Source organism: Sulfurisphaera tokodaii str. 7, from assembly GCF_000011205.1.
Classification (GTDB): domain Archaea; phylum Thermoproteota; class Thermoprotei_A; order Sulfolobales; family Sulfolobaceae; genus Sulfurisphaera; species Sulfurisphaera tokodaii.
Map to the genome: position 1 here is coordinate 917554 of NC_003106.2, position 18739 is coordinate 936292.

25 protein-coding genes, 2 tRNA genes and 2 pseudogenes are annotated in these 18739 nt (G+C 35.6%); 11 read left to right on the plus strand and 18 right to left on the minus strand.

All coding sequences use genetic code 11. The features are described 5' to 3' along the window. Window position 1: 1 nt before the first annotated feature. Genes STK_RS05190 through STK_RS05215 form a run of 6 tightly spaced genes read right to left on the minus strand, consistent with a single transcriptional unit; the run spans window position 2 to window position 3381 of the window. Window positions 2-202, minus strand: a complete 201-nt coding sequence (locus STK_RS05190; protein WP_010978936.1) for a 30S ribosomal protein S27e — start codon at window positions 200-202, stop codon at window positions 2-4. Next, the gene (locus STK_RS05195) at window positions 199-486 is read right to left on the minus strand and encodes a 50S ribosomal protein L44e (protein WP_010978937.1); all 288 of its coding nucleotides are present in this window, start codon (window positions 484-486) and stop codon (window positions 199-201) included. Before STK_RS05195 ends, STK_RS05190 begins: the two co-directional genes overlap by 4 nt. Then, entirely contained in the window at window positions 483-923 is a 441-nt protein-coding gene (locus STK_RS05200; RefSeq protein WP_010978938.1) for a hypothetical protein, read from the minus strand. The genes STK_RS05195 and STK_RS05200 overlap by 4 nt, the downstream gene beginning before the upstream one ends. Next, the gene (gene priS, locus STK_RS05205; RefSeq protein WP_010978939.1) at window positions 913-1884 is read right to left on the minus strand and encodes a DNA primase small subunit PriS; all 972 of its coding nucleotides are present in this window, start codon (window positions 1882-1884) and stop codon (window positions 913-915) included. The genes STK_RS05200 and priS overlap by 11 nt, the downstream gene beginning before the upstream one ends. Further along, window positions 1850-2590 carry a DNA polymerase sliding clamp Pcn3 gene (gene pcn3, locus STK_RS05210; protein WP_010978940.1) on the minus strand — a complete coding sequence of 247 codons (741 nt, stop codon included), beginning with the start codon at window positions 2588-2590 and terminating at the stop codon, window positions 1850-1852. The genes priS and pcn3 overlap by 35 nt, the downstream gene beginning before the upstream one ends. A gap of 26 nt (window positions 2591-2616) precedes the next feature. Continuing rightward, window positions 2617-3381 (minus strand): ATP/GTP-binding protein, encoded by a 765-nt coding sequence (locus STK_RS05215; RefSeq protein ID WP_010978941.1) that lies wholly within the window; start codon window positions 3379-3381, stop codon window positions 2617-2619. 49 nt (window positions 3382-3430) lie between these two features. Between STK_RS05215 and STK_RS05220 the strand changes: the two genes are divergently transcribed. Genes STK_RS05220 through rnz form a run of 3 tightly spaced genes read left to right on the plus strand, consistent with a single transcriptional unit; the run spans window position 3431 to window position 6101 of the window. Continuing rightward, complete coding sequence (locus STK_RS05220) at window positions 3431-4306, plus strand: ribose-phosphate diphosphokinase (RefSeq protein ID WP_010978942.1); 876 nt, start codon at window positions 3431-3433, stop codon at window positions 4304-4306. Further along, the gene (locus STK_RS05225; RefSeq protein WP_010978943.1) at window positions 4303-5223 is read left to right on the plus strand and encodes a TRM11 family SAM-dependent methyltransferase; all 921 of its coding nucleotides are present in this window, start codon (window positions 4303-4305) and stop codon (window positions 5221-5223) included. The genes STK_RS05220 and STK_RS05225 overlap by 4 nt, the downstream gene beginning before the upstream one ends. Continuing rightward, window positions 5220-6101, plus strand: coding sequence for a ribonuclease Z (gene rnz, locus STK_RS05230; RefSeq protein WP_010978944.1), 882 nt, complete (start codon window positions 5220-5222; stop codon window positions 6099-6101). The genes STK_RS05225 and rnz overlap by 4 nt, the downstream gene beginning before the upstream one ends. On the opposite strand, the gene STK_RS05235 is transcribed toward rnz, so the two are convergent. Both STK_RS05235 and STK_RS05240 read right to left on the minus strand, forming a co-directional pair. Continuing rightward, window positions 6082-6519 (minus strand): RNA-binding domain-containing protein, encoded by a 438-nt coding sequence (locus STK_RS05235; RefSeq protein ID WP_010978945.1) that lies wholly within the window; start codon window positions 6517-6519, stop codon window positions 6082-6084. The genes rnz and STK_RS05235 overlap by 20 nt on opposite strands. Further along, a complete protein-coding gene (locus STK_RS05240; protein ID WP_269770910.1) occupies window positions 6516-7040 on the minus strand; it encodes an AAA family ATPase in 525 nt (174 codons plus the stop codon). Before STK_RS05240 ends, STK_RS05235 begins: the two co-directional genes overlap by 4 nt. Before the next feature lie 42 nt (window positions 7041-7082). Between STK_RS05240 and thpR the strand changes: the two genes are divergently transcribed. From thpR to STK_RS05260, 4 genes are all read left to right on the plus strand, one after another. Continuing rightward, window positions 7083-7667: an RNA 2',3'-cyclic phosphodiesterase gene (gene thpR / locus STK_RS05245; protein WP_052846926.1), complete on the plus strand. Its 585-nt coding sequence runs from the start codon at window positions 7083-7085 to the stop codon at window positions 7665-7667. After that, window positions 7627-8868 carry a CCA tRNA nucleotidyltransferase gene (cca, locus tag STK_RS05250; RefSeq protein ID WP_010978948.1) on the plus strand — a complete coding sequence of 414 codons (1242 nt, stop codon included), beginning with the start codon at window positions 7627-7629 and terminating at the stop codon, window positions 8866-8868. The genes thpR and cca overlap by 41 nt, the downstream gene beginning before the upstream one ends. Further along, the gene (locus STK_RS05255; protein WP_052846443.1) at window positions 8856-9464 is read left to right on the plus strand and encodes a serine/threonine protein kinase; all 609 of its coding nucleotides are present in this window, start codon (window positions 8856-8858) and stop codon (window positions 9462-9464) included. The genes cca and STK_RS05255 overlap by 13 nt, the downstream gene beginning before the upstream one ends. A gap of 306 nt (window positions 9465-9770) precedes the next feature. Next, a tRNA-Ala gene (locus tag STK_RS05260) sits at window positions 9771-9844 on the plus strand. 33 nt (window positions 9845-9877) lie between these two features. Here the strand turns inward: STK_RS05260 and STK_RS14560 are convergent. The 7 genes and pseudogenes from STK_RS14560 to STK_RS05290 all read right to left on the minus strand — a co-directional run. Beyond that, window positions 9878-10078 (minus strand): annotated as a pseudogene (locus STK_RS14560) (putative integrase); the annotation flags it as partial. 314 nt (window positions 10079-10392) lie between these two features. After that, window positions 10393-13101 (minus strand): phage/plasmid primase, P4 family, encoded by a 2709-nt coding sequence (locus tag STK_RS05265; protein WP_010978952.1) that lies wholly within the window; start codon window positions 13099-13101, stop codon window positions 10393-10395. Beyond that, on the minus strand, window positions 13094-13306 hold the full coding sequence (locus tag STK_RS05270; RefSeq protein WP_052846927.1) for a hypothetical protein: 213 nt from the start codon (window positions 13304-13306) through the stop codon (window positions 13094-13096). Before STK_RS05270 ends, STK_RS05265 begins: the two co-directional genes overlap by 8 nt. A gap of 51 nt (window positions 13307-13357) precedes the next feature. After that, window positions 13358-13537 carry a CopG family transcriptional regulator gene (locus STK_RS05275; RefSeq protein ID WP_010978955.1) on the minus strand — a complete coding sequence of 60 codons (180 nt, stop codon included), beginning with the start codon at window positions 13535-13537 and terminating at the stop codon, window positions 13358-13360. 29 nt (window positions 13538-13566) lie between these two features. Next, window positions 13567-13809: a hypothetical protein gene (locus tag STK_RS05280; protein ID WP_052846444.1), complete on the minus strand. Its 243-nt coding sequence runs from the start codon at window positions 13807-13809 to the stop codon at window positions 13567-13569. Continuing rightward, window positions 13809-14021 (minus strand): hypothetical protein, encoded by a 213-nt coding sequence (locus STK_RS05285; protein WP_052846445.1) that lies wholly within the window; start codon window positions 14019-14021, stop codon window positions 13809-13811. Before STK_RS05285 ends, STK_RS05280 begins: the two co-directional genes overlap by 1 nt. Beyond that, entirely contained in the window at window positions 14018-14335 is a 318-nt protein-coding gene (locus STK_RS05290; protein ID WP_010978956.1) for a hypothetical protein, read from the minus strand. The genes STK_RS05285 and STK_RS05290 overlap by 4 nt, the downstream gene beginning before the upstream one ends. Window positions 14336-14422: 87 nt before the next feature. Here STK_RS05290 and STK_RS05295 point away from each other — a divergent pair, with 87 nt between their 5' ends. Beyond that, window positions 14423-14605 (plus strand): hypothetical protein, encoded by a 183-nt coding sequence (locus tag STK_RS05295; protein ID WP_010978957.1) that lies wholly within the window; start codon window positions 14423-14425, stop codon window positions 14603-14605. A gap of 57 nt (window positions 14606-14662) precedes the next feature. Here the strand turns inward: STK_RS05295 and STK_RS05300 are convergent, their stop codons facing one another. Continuing rightward, entirely contained in the window at window positions 14663-15040 is a 378-nt protein-coding gene (locus STK_RS05300) for a hypothetical protein (protein WP_010978958.1), read from the minus strand. Between the two features lie 37 nt (window positions 15041-15077). On the opposite strand from STK_RS05300, the gene STK_RS05305 reads away from it, so the two are divergent. Next, window positions 15078-15401 (plus strand): C2H2-type zinc finger protein, encoded by a 324-nt coding sequence (locus STK_RS05305; RefSeq protein WP_010978959.1) that lies wholly within the window; start codon window positions 15078-15080, stop codon window positions 15399-15401. A gap of 231 nt (window positions 15402-15632) precedes the next feature. Here STK_RS05305 and STK_RS05310 read toward each other — a convergent pair whose 3' ends face one another. Further along, window positions 15633-16535 carry an integrase gene (locus tag STK_RS05310; RefSeq protein WP_232616523.1) on the minus strand — a complete coding sequence of 301 codons (903 nt, stop codon included), beginning with the start codon at window positions 16533-16535 and terminating at the stop codon, window positions 15633-15635. Beyond that, a pseudogene (locus STK_RS15600) lies at window positions 16438-16725 on the minus strand (putative integrase). Before STK_RS15600 ends, STK_RS05310 begins: the two are co-directional and overlap by 98 nt. A gap of 434 nt (window positions 16726-17159) precedes the next feature. Between STK_RS15600 and STK_RS05315 the strand changes: the two are divergent. Next, window positions 17160-18176 carry a pyridoxal-phosphate dependent enzyme gene (locus STK_RS05315; RefSeq protein WP_052846928.1) on the plus strand — a complete coding sequence of 339 codons (1017 nt, stop codon included), beginning with the start codon at window positions 17160-17162 and terminating at the stop codon, window positions 18174-18176. A gap of 449 nt (window positions 18177-18625) precedes the next feature. After that, a tRNA-Ile gene (locus STK_RS05320) sits at window positions 18626-18715 on the plus strand. Window positions 18716-18739: the final 24 nt, after the last annotated feature.

Here is an 18739-nt window from a genome sequence, read left to right on the forward strand (position 1 = left end):
TTTAACCTAGTATTCTAACTGTTTCACCGACTATTTTAGCCTTACCGCCCCTAGGATATACAAGTTGTGTGCCACAAGATAAGCATCTCACTGGAAAAGTTGCGTGGCTAAACACTGTTTGTTCATTTCCGCAGTTAGGGCATTTTATTCTAATAAATTTGCTTTTAGGTTCTGGAATTAAAACTTTGAATTTTGCCTTCATTTAACCACCTCAACTAGTTCAATCTTCTTCATTCTTAATCCTTCTCTCATTATAGTATATCCACATTTTTGACATTTTAATACTAGTGTTTGTTTCTTTGTTGTTTTAGCGAATCTTTTTTGCTCTGGTTTTCTTTTGCTTCCATAACCTATATTCTTTCTGTCATATCTTCTTTGTCCTTCTGAGAGTGTTCTTCTCTTACCTCCTTTATATAAGGATACAGAATGTTCAGTGTGAGTTTTGCATTTAGGGCAATATGTAGTTATAACTTTGGGAACTTTCATTCTACTTCTAATGGAGTAATATAGTTTAAGGTTATTAAAGCTAAAACTTGTCTTAAAGGCAATAAAATTAAGTCACCCGGATGAAGAGTCTTATTTTTCATAGAAAATTTAACATTGACATAACATAATATCTTGTCTTCTAGATTAAAATATTTTCCAGAAAGGAAATTAGTATAAATTATCTTCATTAAATTTAAAACTTGCAAAAAATCAGAATCAAATCCTTTTATTTCCTTTCCTTCAACAAGTTTACTAATTCTTAGTTCAAAAAGTGATTCTGCCAGCTCTTCATAAATTTCAATTTCTTTTTTATGTAGTTCATCATTATATTTTCTCCTAAGTTTTCTCAGCTGCACTATTAACTGGTTTAAATCTTTTAACTGTATTTCAGTAGGTTCCTCTTTTAAGGTTTCATTTAATACTATCTCATCTAACATATGCTTTCACCTTTCCTAATCCTTTTAATGCTAAATATACTCCTATCCTTGTATCAATTTTTATTGGATAAGTTCTCTTAACTGTATACTTATTGTTAAATAGTGTTAACTCTGCCGAAACATATGGTAAAAATATACAATCACCATCAAATGGGGATAGCCATTCACCGTATTCAAATTTGTCATTTTTTATTTCCACAACCATTAATCCAGCTTTTCCATTTAATGAACCAGGGATTCTAACTAGTCTTCTAATGTCAATAGTAACTTGAGTATCAATATTAATACCTTCTATTCCTTTTGCTATTCTTCCAGACCAACCTGGATTTCCTTCATATATAACTGGGGGTTTTGGAGATGTGAAATACTCAGCTATTTCTTTCCTATCGTCTGGATCAAGCAGTGCACAGTCTTCATAACAAGTAACTCTAAGATGAAACCCTCTATTTCCAGAAAAGAATATTCGTGCATTAAGTCCAAAATCTTCCTTAAGAATATCTCTAATAAGAAGAGCTTTTTCAAAAACTTTCATAATGCATTCAGTAGTTATTTCAGCATACTCAATTGGAGGTTCTCCGTTACAATTAGAAGCTAGAGTCTCATATCCATCTTGAGGGCAAAATCTTCTTACTTTAACTTCACATATTTCATCAGCATCTAAATCGAAAAGTAAATCTGAGCCTAACCATCCTTTTTCATCCATTTCTTTTGCTGAAGGTAATTGATATCTTGCTGAAGAGTAATATAGATGTAATGGTACGTTTTGAAGTATATACTGCCTTAACTCCTGTGGTGATGAAAAGGATAAGTGTCTTACATATGTTTCAGAATCAAAGGGCTGATATGCAAATTCTCTTAGTTCCATATCATTTGGTAAATCTAACTCAGCTTTCTCATAATATTCTGAAAAAAGAATCTTAATTATCTTATTCTGCTCTTGGTGCAATGTAGAAATCTGCATACCCCCCTTGAGGTAAATTATATCTTAGTTTCAATGGTATTTGCGATCCAAAGGCTATCTCAACAGTATCTGAAGGTTTTCTCATTTTTGACGTATTTACTACATACTCAAGTCCATATACACTCTCTGCATCTCCTCCTTCGCTTTCTAAAAGGCCTCCATTCTCTGTTGACAATTCTATAGTAGAAGATCCCATGTCTGAATTTGCAGAAAGGTATAGTTTTCCTCCTTCAGCTTTAAATGTAATTGAGTCTCCGCCTATATCTTCTATTTCATCTATTATATCCGTAAATGTGACTGTAAGAGCCTTTGCCTTAAATGGAAATTCTAGGTTTAAATTTGGAGTTTCTATCTCAGAAGCAACTATTGATGGAAAAGTAAATGTTCTTTCATATACACCATCAAGAGTAACTTTTATGTTTTGATTTTCATCTGTTTCTAAGTACAAGCTATCGTTCTTTGTAACAGTCTTTAATACATCAGTAAAATCCTCTAATTTTACTCCTACTTTTTCTTCCTTCTCTACATTATATTCCTCAAAATAACCGGCAGGAATTAAAATATCAATAAAAGTAACCCTAGAAGGATCAATACCCCTAATTTTTAGTCCATCTGAGGTAAAATCAAGTGTTATTTCATCAATAAATTCCTCTAATGTTCTAAAAATATATGAAAAAGCATCTGCGTCAATAACTTTAACTCTCATATATAAGTCATTATCGAAATAGAGTTTTAAAGCTTAGGACTTGGTTCTTCTGTTAGGTAATCCTCCCCTCCAGCAAATATTCTTTGGAGTTCAGCATAAAGCTCATCAAGTCCTTCTCCAGTAATTGAGGATACAGGTATGGGCATATTATCCAAATTCTCTATAATTGTATTGGCAAGTTCATATGAATACTCATCAATCACTCCCAAATCATCTATAATGCTTCCTTCTTCTATCCAATTTCTTATTCTTTCTAACTCTTGTGGTGTTAATAGGTCAGCTTTTGATAGTGTTAATACTTGCGGCATCACTAATCTGAATTTTATCGAACTGGAAAGTAACAGAAGAGAGATATAACTTCTAGCATCTTTTGCCAGAAAAGAGTCCATCAAGAAAACTGAGGCTGATTTATTTCCTTCACTTATAAGTGAAGAGAGAATTCTCCCAGTTTCTCTATAGGCAAATAATTCTATTTGACCCGGTGTATCTACTATAACATAATTAGCTTCAATTCTATTTACCTCTTCCTTAATCTCCTTTGCTTTTGTCAATAAAAGATCTATAGAAGCAATGAGCGAAGAATTAGGCCCTAGACCATATTTTTCCATCACTTCAAATGCATCAACTAATTCTCTTACGTCAAAGTCTGGTTTATAAGGAATTTGTTCCACTGCTGGGTCTAAATTTATTATAGCAGTATCCATTTCATTATCTAGTAAATAATCTTGAAGAGATTTCACTAATGTTGTTTTGCCTGATCCAGCTGTGCCTAGGATAAATATGAAGTACATACTATTCCCGAGTTTAATCTTAAAAACTACTCCCTAAATTAAATAGTTAATGATTATTATTGGAGGAACAGCAACAAACGGGATAGATGAAAATTTATCAAAAATTATTTCAGTTCCTCTTCTGAAGGTAGAACACAAGGTTTTTCCAGACGGAGAATCATATATTAGAATTCCACAACATATAACAAATCAAGAGATTTTAGTAGTCCAATCATTATATCCACCACAAGATAAACATTTCGTTGAATTACTCTTAATTCTAGAAACATTAGCAGATATGAAGAATAATAAGATTACAGCTATAGTTCCTTATTTAGCATATTCTAGACAAGATCGAAGATTTAAGGAAGGAGAAGCATTAAGCATAAAGACAATCCTCAATGCTATTGCTAGAGCTGGTGCTGACGTATTAATAGTAATCGAACCACATAAAGAGGAGGAATTAAGCTATTTTGGTAAGGAAGTTAAAATTGCCGATCCAATGCCAGAACTAGCTAAAGAAGTTAGTAAAAAGGTTGAGAAACCATTTGTTTTGGCACCAGATAGGGGAGCTTTGGAAAGAGCTAAAAGATTAGCTGAACAACTTAATGCAGAGTATTCATATATAGAAAAAGAAAGAGATAGAGATACAGGAGAGGTTAGAATAAAGAATTTACCAGAATTAAGGCTAAGTGGAAAAGATGTGATTATTGTTGATGACATAATTAGCACTGGAGGCACAATGATCCAGGCTACGAGAGCTGCTTATGAGCATGGTGCTAGGAAAGTGATTTCTGTAGCTGTGCATTCATTATTTTTGGATAATGCCTACGAAAAATTAATTAATAGTGGAGTTAAGGAGATTGTAACAACTAATACTATACCACAAGATCCATCAAAAGTAACAGTAGTTGATGTATCACCAGCTATAGCGAGAAAAATATGAAATCTTATGCTATTTTAAACCAGAATAATCTATTTTTATCCTTAGAAGAACTTAAAGCAATAATAGATTCTGATGAAGTAGAATATTATCATGGTGTAGCCTTATTTAATAAAGAACCTAATAATGTTGCCAAAAGATCAAGTTTAATTAAATATAGTGGGAGAGTTATTGCTATATCCCATGATGTAAATGAAATAGTAAAAAATATAAAGGGTGAATGTTTTTCCGTTGATCCTACTGTTATAACTAAGGAATATAAAAGTGAGTTTTTATCTATATATGATAGAATTATAAATAATATAAAAGTATCAAAGAAATGTAAAAAAATGGATTTGATCTTTACAGAAGGATTAATTATAGCTGGTCTTAGGGTTGAGGAAAAGGATAATGAAAGCTTATTTAAGCATTCTAAAAAGCCTTATTCTCAATCTGGTACTTTATCTCCAGACATAGGTAGACTAATGGTTAATCTTTCTAAAAGTAGAAAAACGATCCTAGACCCTTTTGTAGGAACCGGGACAATATTAATAGAGGCTAAATGGTTAGGACTTAATTGTATTGGTCTTGATGTTGATAGTAAAATGATAGAAAAGAGCTTAGTTAATTTAAGGTACTTTGGTTATGAATGTGATATCTTAAGAGGAGATGCAACATCTTTACCTTTTAATAATATTGAAGCTATTGTTACTGATCCTCCCTATGGTAGATCTGTAAGTGTAAGGGAGGGGATAAACAATCTGTATGAGGGCTTCTTCTATTCGGCAAGCAATATAACGCGTACTTTAGTTTTTACTACGGACTCTAAATTAGATTGGAGAGATAAGTTAAAGGAAGTTGGTTTTAATGATATTTCAATCCATTTTATTTATGAGCATAAAAGTTTAAGCAGAGCAATATACGTGGTAAGAAAAAAATGATTACAGTATATTTTATAGGTACTGGTGGAGGAGCTCCTAATAAAAGGGGCTTACCAGCAATTATGGTTAGAAGGGAAGGTTTTGATGCTCTATTTGATTGTGGTGAAGGAACCCAATGGAGGATGATGGAGCATAATCTTAGTTTTATGAAAATAAAACTCATTGGAATTACTCATATGCATGGTGATCATGTTTTAGGCTTACCTGGAATGATCGAAACCATGGGTATGTATAGTAGAAAAGAATCATTACTTTTAATGGGACCAAAAGAATTAAAAGAATTTCTAGAGGATATTTTTAAAAAAACTTATTTTTACCCAAATTTTGAGATACAGATAATAGATAAATACGAAGACGAAAATATTAAGATTAGTACTTTTGAAACATGCCATACAATAGAATCACAAGGATATTTATTTGAGGAAAAGGATAGACTAAAGATTGATATTGATAAATTGAGAAAAGAGGGAATAAAGGATTGGAGAATTATAAGGATGCTAAAAGAAGGAAAAAGAGTGGAAATAAATGGAAAAGTTCTATTACCGGAAGATTATTTAATAGTAAAAAAGGGTATAAGAATTGCATATACGGGAGATACGGGACCTTGTGAGAAGGTTATAAATGCTGTAAAAGATGTGGATCTTCTTATCCATGATTCTACTTTTATTGATGAAAAAGAAGCTTATAAATATGGACATTCAAATAGTTATGATGCAGCATATGTAGCATTAAAAGCTAATGTGAAAAGGTTAGCTCTTTTTCACATAAGTCCAAGATATGATGATACATACGAAATGCTAATAAAGGCTAAAAGAATTTTTGAAAAAACTTTTGTAGCTGAACCATTATCTTATTATATTATTCGTCAGAAGGAATAGGATTCTCCCAAAGAGGAACGCCTTTAGCGGTCTTAGGGGTTAACCAATCAATAAGCGCTTGAGGGTCTTTGTACTCTATTGTTACCTTTATAGGCCCTAGAGGGGATTCTTTTTCATCATCTACAAAAGAGATTTTTCCTACTGCTGCAGCTTGTTTATTTAACATAAAAGTAATAACGTTTCCGATCAGATTCTTAGTTAAATACTTTCTTGCTGCATCAAGAATTCTCTCTTCCCTTAATTTTCTGTGAAACTTTTGTAAACTAAGGAGTGTGTGCGATTCTGCAACTAGTATCTTTGTGTAGCCACTTTTTTCTTCTTTCAGATTTTCAAAATCAAATAAATTTCTAATAGCTTGAAGTACTTTATTCTCATCTTCTGAAGGTCTAACCTCTACTTCTATGATAATCTTTGTCATAATATTCGCTTTAATAATTCTTCTGCCTTACTCTTAAATTCCTCTATCGTAGAATCATTAATTAATATGTAATCAGCCAACGCTATTACATTTCCTATTCCCATTTCTAATTCCTCCCAATCTCTTTTCATTAATCCCTCTACGGTTAAAGTATCATCCTTTCTACCTCTTTTGAGAAGTCTTTCATATCTTAGCTTTGGAGGAGAGTGAACTGCAATTATAGTTACATTGCCTATCTTCTTAAACTCCTCTATCTCTTCCCAATTCCTTACTCCATCAAAGGCTACAATCTCTTCTTTTCCAATTTTTTCTATACAAAGTTTAGCCACAGCTCCTTTTCCGTATAACTCTCTGATTCTTTTTGCAAAATCCATTAATCTTTCCCCTTCTTTTGCCTCTTTATAATACTTTTCTCTCAAGACATCACTCATAGTAATTACCTTTATTCCTTTTTCTCTGAGGAGCTTTGCAAGTTCCCCTTTTCCAGATCCGGGCATACCAGTAATTGCAATTATTTTAATTAGTGACCACCAATTATCTCATTAATGGGGATATAAAAATTGATCAGGCTATTTACAGCAGTTGATATTCCTCAGTTTCCTAAAGTTCTTGAATTTATGGAAGCTGTTAAAAGGACTGGCGCTGATGTAAAACTTGTTGAACCATACAATATACATATAACTCTTGTTTTTATCGGCGAAATCCAGGAAAATAAATTAGATTTAGTAAAAGAAGCTGTTGCTAGAATAGATTTTCAATCCTTCAAAATAAAACTAAAAGGAGCTGGTGCATTTCCTAATTTATCTAGACCTAGAGTAGTTTGGATAGGAATTGAAGGAGGATTACAGCAATTAAGGACAATAAGAGGTAACTTATTGAAAGAATTACTAGCTCGAGGCATTAGACCAGAAGATGAAAAAGAATTTACCCCTCACTTGACAATTGGCAGAGTTAAAGGTCCTTCAAATATGATGAATTTAGTTAATGTGATTAATGAGTATCAGAATATAGAGTTTGGAGAAATTATCGTTAATAAGATAATTTTATTTAAGAGTACCTTAACACCTAAAGGACCAATATATGACCCATTACTAGAAGTGACCTCTAATGACAATAGAGGAGGAAGTTCTAAAGAGAATAAAACCTAGTAAAGAAGACGAGGAAAAGCTAAGGGAAAGAGCTCAGATTATATTAGATAGACTAAAGGGTTATAATGCAGAAATTGAGGGCTCATTCAGGAAAGGTACATGGCTAAAAGGAGATACTGATATAGATATTTTCGTATTTTTCCCTAAAAGTGTGGGTAAAGAATATCTTAGAGAGAAGGCTTTAAAGGAATTAATAGAAAGATTCCGTGATTTGAACTATAAAATTGCCTATGCTGAACATCCTTATTTGATAGTGTACGTTGATGATGTTGAGATAGATGTGGTTCCGGCCTTAAGTATAGAGTCTGGAGAAGAGGCGATTACTGCAGCGGATAGAACCCCGTTTCACACTAAGTATGTGATTTCTCATTTAGATGAAAAAGGGAGAGACGAAGTAAGACTATTAAAGAGATTTTTGAAAGGAATCGGAGTATATGGAGCAGAGATTAAAGTTAAAGGATTTTCCGGTTATGTTACTGAGCTTTTAATAATCTATTATGGTTCATTCAAGGAAGTTCTTAGAAATGCATCAAAGTTTCGTCCACCAGTTAGAATAGAATTAGTGAGACCAAAGAAAGAATTTGATTCCCCATTAATCGTTCCCGATCCCGTAGATCCTAAAAGGAATGCATCATCAGCCGTATCATTAAAAAGCTTAGCAACTTTCGCTTTAGCTTCAAAAATTTATCTTGAGAAACCTTCTATGGAATTCTTTTTTCCCTCTAAACCGGGTAGGCAAACAATAAAAGGTGATATTCTTCTCGTGAAAGTGAAAATCGAGGAAAGTACTGTGGAAGATATAATATGGGGACAAGTATGGAGAAATGTGGAAAAGTTAAAAACATTAATAAGTCATGAAGGCTATAGGGTTATTGATATTTCTGCTTGGGGGGATGCTGAGAATATAACTATTGGTATACAATTAGAAAGTAAGAGCATTGGTGAGTATTATCTAAATGTAGGTCCTTACTTTTATCTGCATAATGTAAAAAATTTCATAGAAGAAAATGAGAATGTATGGATTGGCGAAGACGGTAGGCTATACTCTATTAAGAGAAGAAGATATACAGTGGAAGAAATAATAAAAAGGAATTTATCCTTTAAGCAGAAGTTTACTTATGAATTACAGTGGCTTACTGAGGAAGTAGATGACCCTTGGATAAACTTATTCCTAAGAAAAACACCAAGTTGGTTAAAGTGAGGGATTTCATTTATCCAAGATATGATGAAAATATTGAAAGAGAATTAATAGAACATGGTATAAAGGAACTTTACTCTTTTGGTCCTATAAACTTAGGTAAGGTGAATGTTATAGGGAAAGGAAAAACCGGAATAGTAGTTCTGGTTGACGATAATAAAGTAATAAAGATCAGAAGAAGTGATTCTCCTAAAGAAACATTAGAGATAGAAGCTAAGATTCAAATAAAAGCATTCCCAGTTGCCCCAAAAATACATGATTACGGTAGAAATTTTATACTTATGGAATATATTGATGGAAGACATTTAACTAGAGAAGAGAAGATAGATATTATAATAGATTTACTTAGAAAAGCAAAAGAATTAGAAGATAAAAAGATTGAACATAAGGAATTAGCTAGACCTTACAAAAATGTGATAGTTAAGCCTGATAGAGTGTATATAATAGATTATGATTCTGCGAGTTTTAAAGAAAATCCTCTCAATGTTACCTCAATATTAAGCTGGCTTAATTTTCCTCATCTAGCCAATATGTATAAAAAACACCGGGATATCGAAGAAATCGTTAGTTTACTCTATTTATTAAATAAAAATCAGTAAAATTTGATTTTCATTATACGTATCTTATGATGAAGCTTAGATATTTAATTTCATTTTAAACCTTCTTAGCAGTCTTTAAGAAATATAAGTTACATCAATATTTTTCTTTTTTCTTACCCTAACAGATAATTATTGCCTCATTCAATTCCTTATAAATTGATGTTGAATCAGCACGTATCAATAAGAAAGAAAAACTTTACTATCTATTATTCTCTAGCAAGGTCACTTAGGTCTATTATAATTTAGCATACTTTGTGTGTTAAGCTTAACAAAAATTTTAAATCGTTTAGTTAAATCTAATTTATTGGGCCGGTAGCTCAGCCTGGAAGAGTGCTCGGCTTGCAACCGAGAGGTCCCGGGTTCAAATCCCGGCCGGTCCACTGTGTTAGGGGGACACCCCCTAAAACCCCCAATGCTATTTCCACGATCTTATCTAAAGGACCAATGTAAGTTTCCTTTACGTTACCATTAGAATCCTTCTCTATCTTGTAAACATAATACTTCTTCCCTCTCTGACGTATCTTATATTGCCCGGCTGAGAAAACCCTATAACCCATATTTAATTTATGCCCCTTTTCCGTTATAAAAGCTTTTAAGCACGGGGCTATTGCCATGCTCAGCCGTGAAGTTGAAAGGGAGTGGCAAAGATTCCTTAATCATGCAAAAAATTGAATAAATCACGGGCTTTATGGTCTCATGGGGGGTCGTTAGATAAATTCAATTTTTTGCATTGAATTTTAACATGAGCTTAGTAATAATATCACGGGGCTGACTACTTATGGCACGATTTCCCAAAAATTTGTTATATTATTTTTTCGCTCACGGGGCGCAAAACGAAAAGAAATTATAACATTTTTTTGGGAAACCGTGCCATAAAATGTACATGACAGTTGAAAAATTGAATTTCAAAAAATTCAAAACCACAGTGTTAGTCTAGATGAATTTCGAAAATATCCATTCCTCTCGGCTCACAAAATCTGTGGTCTTGGCAGAACTTTACAAACTTATTAGCCTTATCTCTATCGCCAAAGTCTTTGACTATATCTGTAAACTCCTTTATAGTATTATTATTTTCCTTAATATAATTTAGGAATTCTTTAATCTCATCAATAGTCGTCTCGTGGTTTAATTGCCTATAAGCCTCTAACTCGTTTATCCCAATCCCCACTAGGAACTTTCTCCTTATCGGTTTGCCGTCTTTGTAGCCGACTACTTTGCGGTCTGTTGAAATGTTGAAATATGTTCTAAGCTTACGTGAAAAGGAGTTAGGCCCTACTCCTCTAAAGCCCATTGTGTTACAATAGTCCCTATACATCTTGTATAGCCTCTTTTTCTCCACTACCAAATCACCGTTTTTCGGGTCGACCGTGAGTATCCCCTTCTCGGCATAAGTTTTCACAAAGCTATACACGCTATCGATATGTGATAGCCATAAGTCCATGACCTCTTTCTCGTTCTGCTCAAAGTCGAAATGCCCCATCTGGAACGCGCGTGATATTGCCATAATTGAAGTCGTAACTATCCCGTTAATCTCCTCTTCAGTGAACACTTTGTCAAACCACGTGTCGTTGTCTTTGAACTCGTGAGGGAACTCGACTAATACCCACCTATGCCAAAACGCCTTATCGTCAGTATCCCTCACTGCGGGCATGTTATTTGAGGCAATAATTAGTTTCGCAATGTTTTTGAACGTTATCGGGTCTTTGAACTTCACGTCTGCAGTTATCCAGTCCCCGCCCGTGAGCCTCTTGAACCTATCCATGTCCTCAATCGTGTAGTTTTTAGACTCAGCCACTGCATTCGCTAACTTGTGGTAGAGGTTCCCCGCAATGAACCTATTTTGGGGGTCAAAGAGTTCTCGTGGTGAAATGCTGACTGCATAATCTCCTAATATCTTTTTTATAAGGTTGATATATGTGGACTTGCCGTTACCACCTGACCCGATTACCATAAACGCTTTTCTGAACTTAATTTCGGGGTATAAAGTATAACCAATTATTTCAAATAGGAGTACCCATTTGTCATCAACCCACTGTTTAAAGGTCTCTAGGCTCTTAGGACAGAGCCGTGAGGCTAATTCCTCAATGTCTTTCACTGTTATCTCCTTATTCATGAACTTCTCTATTTCTTCAACCTTAACTTCCCACGGTAGGTAGTAGAAAGAATAAACCTTAGGACTCCTCTCTTTTGCGTCATACCAAATAATGCCTTTTTCAGTCCATTCAAGTGTCCCGTTCTTGAAGGCAATCCTCAACGGCTCTTTGGGTAACGGCGTGAGTGTCAAGTCCTTTATCTCGTCAAATATGTCGTCAACATCACGTTTGCTGAGTTGTGCTAATGTTTTGTCTCTCGACCTTATTTCTAACATCTCTGCTATTTCCCTTATCTCCTTCCTCAACCCCTTATCAAACGGCGTGTAGACCCCTTTCTTCTTGTCCCATTTGAAGACCCCTATCACTGCCTGATTATGCCCCGTGACCTGATAGAACGTCTTGATTTTGTGGAGTCTGAGGATAGTACCCGTGATTATTGATTTTGCTATCTTCTTAGCCTCTTTCTCCTTCTTTCCTTTCACTTGAGCCTGAAATTCTAATAATGGCTTAACTTTTTCCCACACCTTCTTCACGGTGTGGACATAGTACTTGTCCCATTTTGGTGCAAAGACTTTACTGTCTGAGGGAAGGAGTTGTTCCAAAACATCTAGGTTAGTTGCACCGTGTGAGAATAGGACGTAATAAAAGGCCCAATCTCCTCTACTCCTATCTATCCCTATTTCGGCATATGTTTTCCCTTCACATACCGCGGATTCAGCCGTGGTGAGTATTGCAGACCATTTCTTGCTCTTCTTATCGTCCTTCCCCTTCAGTTCCTCTAATTCCTTTGATATCTCTTTGCACACCTCTTCCCTTATCGCCTCAACTGTCTTACCCTTAAAGCGGTCGTATTTCGCCATTTCCTCTTTGAGCTTTTCCAATTTCTCATCCTCTTTCTTTACTTCATCACCCAACCACTCTAAGAGCCGTGCTGAGGGTTCTATCCCTAACTTTTTACCCTTCTCGATAAAGAACTTCAGTAACCCTTTTAGGTCAACATCTGACCCTAAGATAACATTCCCCAAAGGCATTTCTGCAGTATAGCACGTGGTGTAGTCTTGTCCTCTCCATGGACACTTATCGGTACTGCAGTTCTTGTGGTTAATACAAGACTCGGGTCCTAATACGTAACTTTTGTAACTCTGTAGGTCCATCACGGTCTCGTTATCTTTAACAAATGCGGGGTTGAACTTGTGTGGTGGTATATCATTAGATATTAGGTATATATGCAGTCCACCGTGAGGAGTGTCTACACAGAGCGTCTTACTGCAAATATCGTTTACTACAGACTCACCAATCCACGATTTCAGCAGTTCCTTATTCTCAAAGTCCAAAACCACGAGACCGTGCTGACCGCAAACGACTGCATAATTATATCCATCTTCAACCATCTTTAGGAATTTCTGCTTATCCTCATCACTCAGTGGCTGAGTGCTATATTTCTCCCACTCCTTAATCACGGGCTTTTTGCTTTGAGGGTCAATAGGAATAATCGCATATCCGCTTTCTACAAACTCTTTAGCCCACTGCAGTCTCTCACTCACCTTTCCTCACCCCCCTGAAGAGCGTGTAGGGGTCTTCTCCTCTGTACCCCCCTTCCTTCATTTCGGCGTGGATTTTGTCCTCAAGTCTTTGCGGGCATTCTGCATATTCGCCTATATGCCCACAAACTGAGGAGTCTGTAAAGCAGTGCCTTCCAAATGGGCATGAAGGTTTTTTAATTTGTTTAAGAGAGTTTAAACTAGACATACCCACGCCCCTTCTGATTTTTTGTGACGAGACGTGAAAAAACGGATTAACTTATGAAGACACCTCTACGCCTAATTCTTTAGCGAGTTTCTTTATCGCGATTTTTACTACGTCAGCTTCAGAGATGTCATATTTTTTGGCTATTTCCTTCAATAACTTCTTATCTTCTTCCCTTAAGCGGATATGGGCAAACGGTTTGTTAGACACCACGATATCAACCGAGATGAACATTGCGGGAAACTTTATAAATAGCCCCCTTTTCAAAATTTTCCAGAATCGGCTTTCTTCAGTTCGCTTAGTTTCTTCTTATAACGCTTTTGAAGAATTTCTAAAATGTCGTCCAAGTACTCCTCAACAATATCCTCTAAGTCACTGTAATCAATTTTGACATCATCAACGGAAAACTCATACTCTAAGTTATCCGCATAAGGGTACCATTCATCATATTCCTTAACGCACTCAGTGTTTTCCTCAATAACACGGTAAGGTATAACTATCCTCATCAGCTCACCTCAATAACCTCTAATTTTTTCCCGTCAAACTCCATCTTTACAGCGAACATTAGCTTATCGTTGTCGTCATAGATTTTCACTAACACATTTTTGGGGTTGATAATGAAGTAGTCGAAATATTTGAAAGTCCTTATCCTTTCGTTTAGCGTGTCCTCAATTAACTCTTCTATCTCGTCCCAATCAGCGTGCATTAGATCTATCATAACTCCCTCACCATCACGTCGGCACTTCTGTTTGCATAAATCCTATCGATTATTTCCTTCACTCTGAAGAAATCGTCTATCGTTTCAAGTGTCGCAATAACGTTAATGTAGTGGTCAGCCTCTTCTACCGTTGTAGGTTTTAATAGTAATAGGGCTTTAGCATATAACTCTACTTCTTCCGGTTCCGGTTCAAGATTTTCCTTTGCTAACGTCTCTACCACATGTTTTATGGCTTTAACGATTTGAGGAGATACGTAAAAAACGGATTCGTTTACCTTAACCCAATTTTCCCCGAATCGGATTTGGGCTTTCATTCCGATCAATTAAATATCCGGAATCCGGATATTTAAACTTATTTGTATCCGGAATTTTTATAAGGTATTCCGGATATAAACTAAGATGTGGTAAAGCCGTATATCAGAAAAGGCGGAAGAGAAGGTGACGAAACATATTATCTTAATATCCCGCGTGATATCGCCAAAGCATTTAACATTACTAAAGAAGACGAGTTTGTCCTAAGTGTCGAGACTAAAGACGGGGAAATCACACTCTGCTATAAAAGGGTGAAAAAGGCAAAATCGTGATTTTTTGTTCCAAATTGGTATCTTTTTTGTTCCACTTAGGTGCCAAAAAGCACCTGATTACTCCTCTTCAACTTCTTCTTCAGTCTCTTCTTCCCAATCTTCCTCTTCCATTTCTTCTTCCCTCTCTTGTGAGGTCTCTTCATCAATTTCCATGTCCATTTCCCTATGCAGTTCTAACAACCTCACCTCACCGAAAAAAGCACGGCAGACCAGTTCTACCCCTTCACTTATGGGAAATGCCAAACCCTTAATACAGACATAACGTAAAGCCTCATAGACCTTCCTAGCCTTCCACTCAGACCAACCAAACTCAAACTGCAGTGCCACACGTGTTACTTTCCTTTCCCGCCTCAATAACTCTATAGCCTTCTGCAGATCTGGATTCTTCTTAATATACTCCATAATTTGTGAGTGTGTGTTTTCGTGTGACTCCATAAACTATATAGCTCATTCGGCAATTATATAGTTTTTGATGAAATCTAAAGATAATCACGGGTTAGCCCTACAGTCTAAAGAGTCTCAAGTTGATGCCTTGGATTTCCTTAGGAAAGCTATAGAGACTATTGATTTTCAGCAGAACGACTTACTCCTCTACTTTTCCTTAGTCCAAGTGTATAAGTGGGTCTGCCCCGTGTGTTTGACCCCTTTTAGGAGTTACATATCGTTCATAAAGCATTTGCGTTATGAAGAACACAGTAAGGTCTGTAGGTATTGCGGTAAGGAGTTTGCTAAGTCTGATGACCTAATTCAGCATATCGTAAGGAAACACTTAATACACGGTGTTTACGGATTTTAGGTACTTGCTATAATGCGTGAAAAGACGTCAAAAGTGCCAAGTACCTAACGTTATTTTTCTTTCAATTCTACGTTAGGTAGGTACTTGAAACGGGTCGGGCTTTCAATCCTCTTCAGCACGCCGTATTTTCACTGCAATATACACAATAGAGGCAATAATGAAGAGGATATAATTTTGGCTCAGCAGTGAAAATATGAAGATAAGCAGTAGTAGGACTAAGCCCCACCTCATTTAGCTCACCTTCAAAAACTGCTTAACCACTTCAAATACCTTAGGATACTCCTTATCCGCTAAAGCTATCAAGTCTGTGTAGTGTACTGCACCTACTGACAGACCGGATATACGCCCTTCCAAAAACTCAGCTAAATCCCTATCCTTCACCACTTGTCTTACCTTCTGGTTAAACCACTTCCTCAGATACTTTTCGCATAAGCCTGAGTCACAGAATACGTCACTCACGGTGTCTTTGTGGGCTTTCAGAGGCTTAAGGCTCTCAAAGACTGACTTAGGCAGATAGCATACTAAGGCGTTTTTGGATTTCCTCATCAAGTCCAGATGAATTCTGACAAATTCACCTAAGTCCACAACCCTCACTTTATCCTTATTATTTAATAGATAAAGTACTTCTGTGAGTCTGAGACCCGTGCTTATCAATACATTATATACATCTGCATATTCATTAGGTAACGAATCGCGTAACTTCAGCACTTCAGCGTCTGTAGGTACATAAGTGTCCACGCCTCTCTTCACTTTCTCTGGTAATCCTTTCCTAAGCTTTGCGATTAATTCCTCAGCGTCATACTTTTTCGCATACCATGAGAAGAACCGCGATAGTGATTCCTTCCACATTCTCTGTGAACCGCCTAACCATAATTTCCTGACATCTTCAGCACTGCAAAGCCTCTTATCTTTAGCTTTGTTCAGATAGTATAGCCAACCCTTAAGAGTGCTTTCCTTCACGCCTTCTCTCAGTAAATCGTTTCTGAATAATTCTATTAACAGTGGAGTAATTTCTAAGCATTTGCCATCCCTCAAATCATGCGGGGTAGGGGCAAAAGCCGTGATCATAAGGGAGTTTGAAAGAGGGGTTTTCCCCTCTTTCAGAGGCTTGCAACCGAGAGGTCCCGGGTTCAAATCCCGGCCGGTCCACTGTTGGGTTTATACCCTCTAATACCCCCAATGCTATTTTCACTACCTTAGTTAAAGGATCCACGTAACGGTCCCTTATCTGGCCTCATTCACCCTTCTCTATTAAGTAAACATAATACTTTCCCTTAACCTCACAAATTCTGATATCACCAAATGTGAAAACTTTATTACTTATATCTTTTCCTCTTTTATATTTATCACGTTTGGATAGAGTGTGGAGATAGCATTGTCATTGGTGTATTTATATTTCTTCGCTAAAATGAAGTATGCAAACCATATTTTTATATCTGCTAGTTGTAGATATTTTCATTGATAAATTTACGTGCAAATGACAAGACTATTTTCGCAATACAACTATAATGAAAAGGATTATGATCATAAAATTTAAATTATAATATATGAGGATTATTAGCCAAAAATTATATATTTTACAAATGCGATAGAAAATGTATTTAATACGAGTATATTTTGACCGGTAAAAGTGATTTTTAGAATGCGTTCAATTAGCTATAAGAGGTAAATATCTTTCTGATTAATTTTCGTTTTATATAGTCTAACGCTTTATAACTATTATAAGAAAGACTATAATTATCCTTGATCAAATTTTTTATCATGAGACAAGTATGCATGCGTTGTGGAATGGAAAGAGAAGGGTTAGAAGTGCGCTGTAAGAGGTGTGGAGGTCCTTTTAAGGTTGAGGTTGAGGATATTCCTTTCTCTAAAAATTTAAGGGAAAATTTTCCTTATATAAAGAACTGGATTTCATTAGGGGAATGGCATACTCCTATGATAAGGTCTAATAACGTTTATTTTAAATTGGATTTCCTTAATCCTACTGGGTCTTATAAAGACAGAGGGTCTGTTACGTTAATTTCTTATTTAGCCGAAAGAGGGATAAAGCAAATTTCTGAAGATTCGTCTGGAAATGCTGGGGCTTCTATTGCTGCTTACGGTTCTGCAGCTGGAATGAGAGTTAAAATATTTGTTCCTTCAACTGCTAGAGGGAATAAACTAAAGCAGATTGAGATTTACGGTGCAGAAGTTATTAAAGTCGAGGGTAGTAGAGAAGATGTTTCGAAAGCTGCTGAAAACTCTTCATATTATTATGCGTCTCATGTTCTTCAACCTCAGTTTAGGGATGGAATAAGGTCTTTGGCTTATGAAATTGTAAGTGACTTAGGCTGGAGATCACCAGATAACGTGTTTTTACCAACATCTGCTGGAACTTTACTCTTGGGTGTTTTTGAAGGGTTTAGGCATATGTTTAATCAGGGTATAATAAGTAAAATTCCTAGGTTAATAGCAGTACAGACTGAACAAGTTATGCCTCTATGCTCTAAGATAAAGGGACTAAAGTATACTCCGCCAGAAAAAGTTACGTCAATTGCAGATGCTTTAGTTTCTACTAGTCCTTTCCTTCTGCCAGAAATGGAAAAAATAGTGAAAGAGTATGGCGACTGTATAGTAGTGTCTGATGAAGAAATTTTAAACTCCTGGAAGGAATTAGCTAAGAAAGGCATTCTCGTAGAATATAGTTCTGCTACAGTTTATTCTGCTTATAAGAAGATTAATCCAGAAGGAACTAGTGTATTAGTATTAACTGGAAGTGGTCTTAAAGTTTTATAAAAATTATTTATGTATATTCTTAACTTGATATAATGAAAAACTATACTAGTACGACAATATGAATTGTCAGCTTCTAAACTCCTATACAAGTGATTAATATCTCTAAGAAAATTTTAAGATTTGGATCTCTATATTTAACTAAAAATATAATAAGGTTAAGTAACGACAATTGGATAAGATAAGCATTTGAATTTGTAATTTCTGCAATATTAATGGATTTTATTATGTTTATAAAGAGAAATAGGTTATGGATAATGTAATTATCTTAAATTACTAATAAAGAGAGAATATAAATAGAGTACATGAGTAACTTGTTTTTTCCTAAAATCAATAGTTGGATCAGCTTTTCTTTGTATATTTATTATCATCAATCAATCCGCCCATCGCTCATCATTATGACTATATTCTTAACAAAAAGTCTTAAAAAGGTTAGTTATAATGATTAATATGGGCCCGTAGCTTAGCTTGGTAGAGCGCCCGGCTGATAACACTCCCGGTCAGACACCGGGAGGTCGCGGGTTCAAGTCCCGCCGGGCCCATACTTGTGAAAGTTTTTAATAACC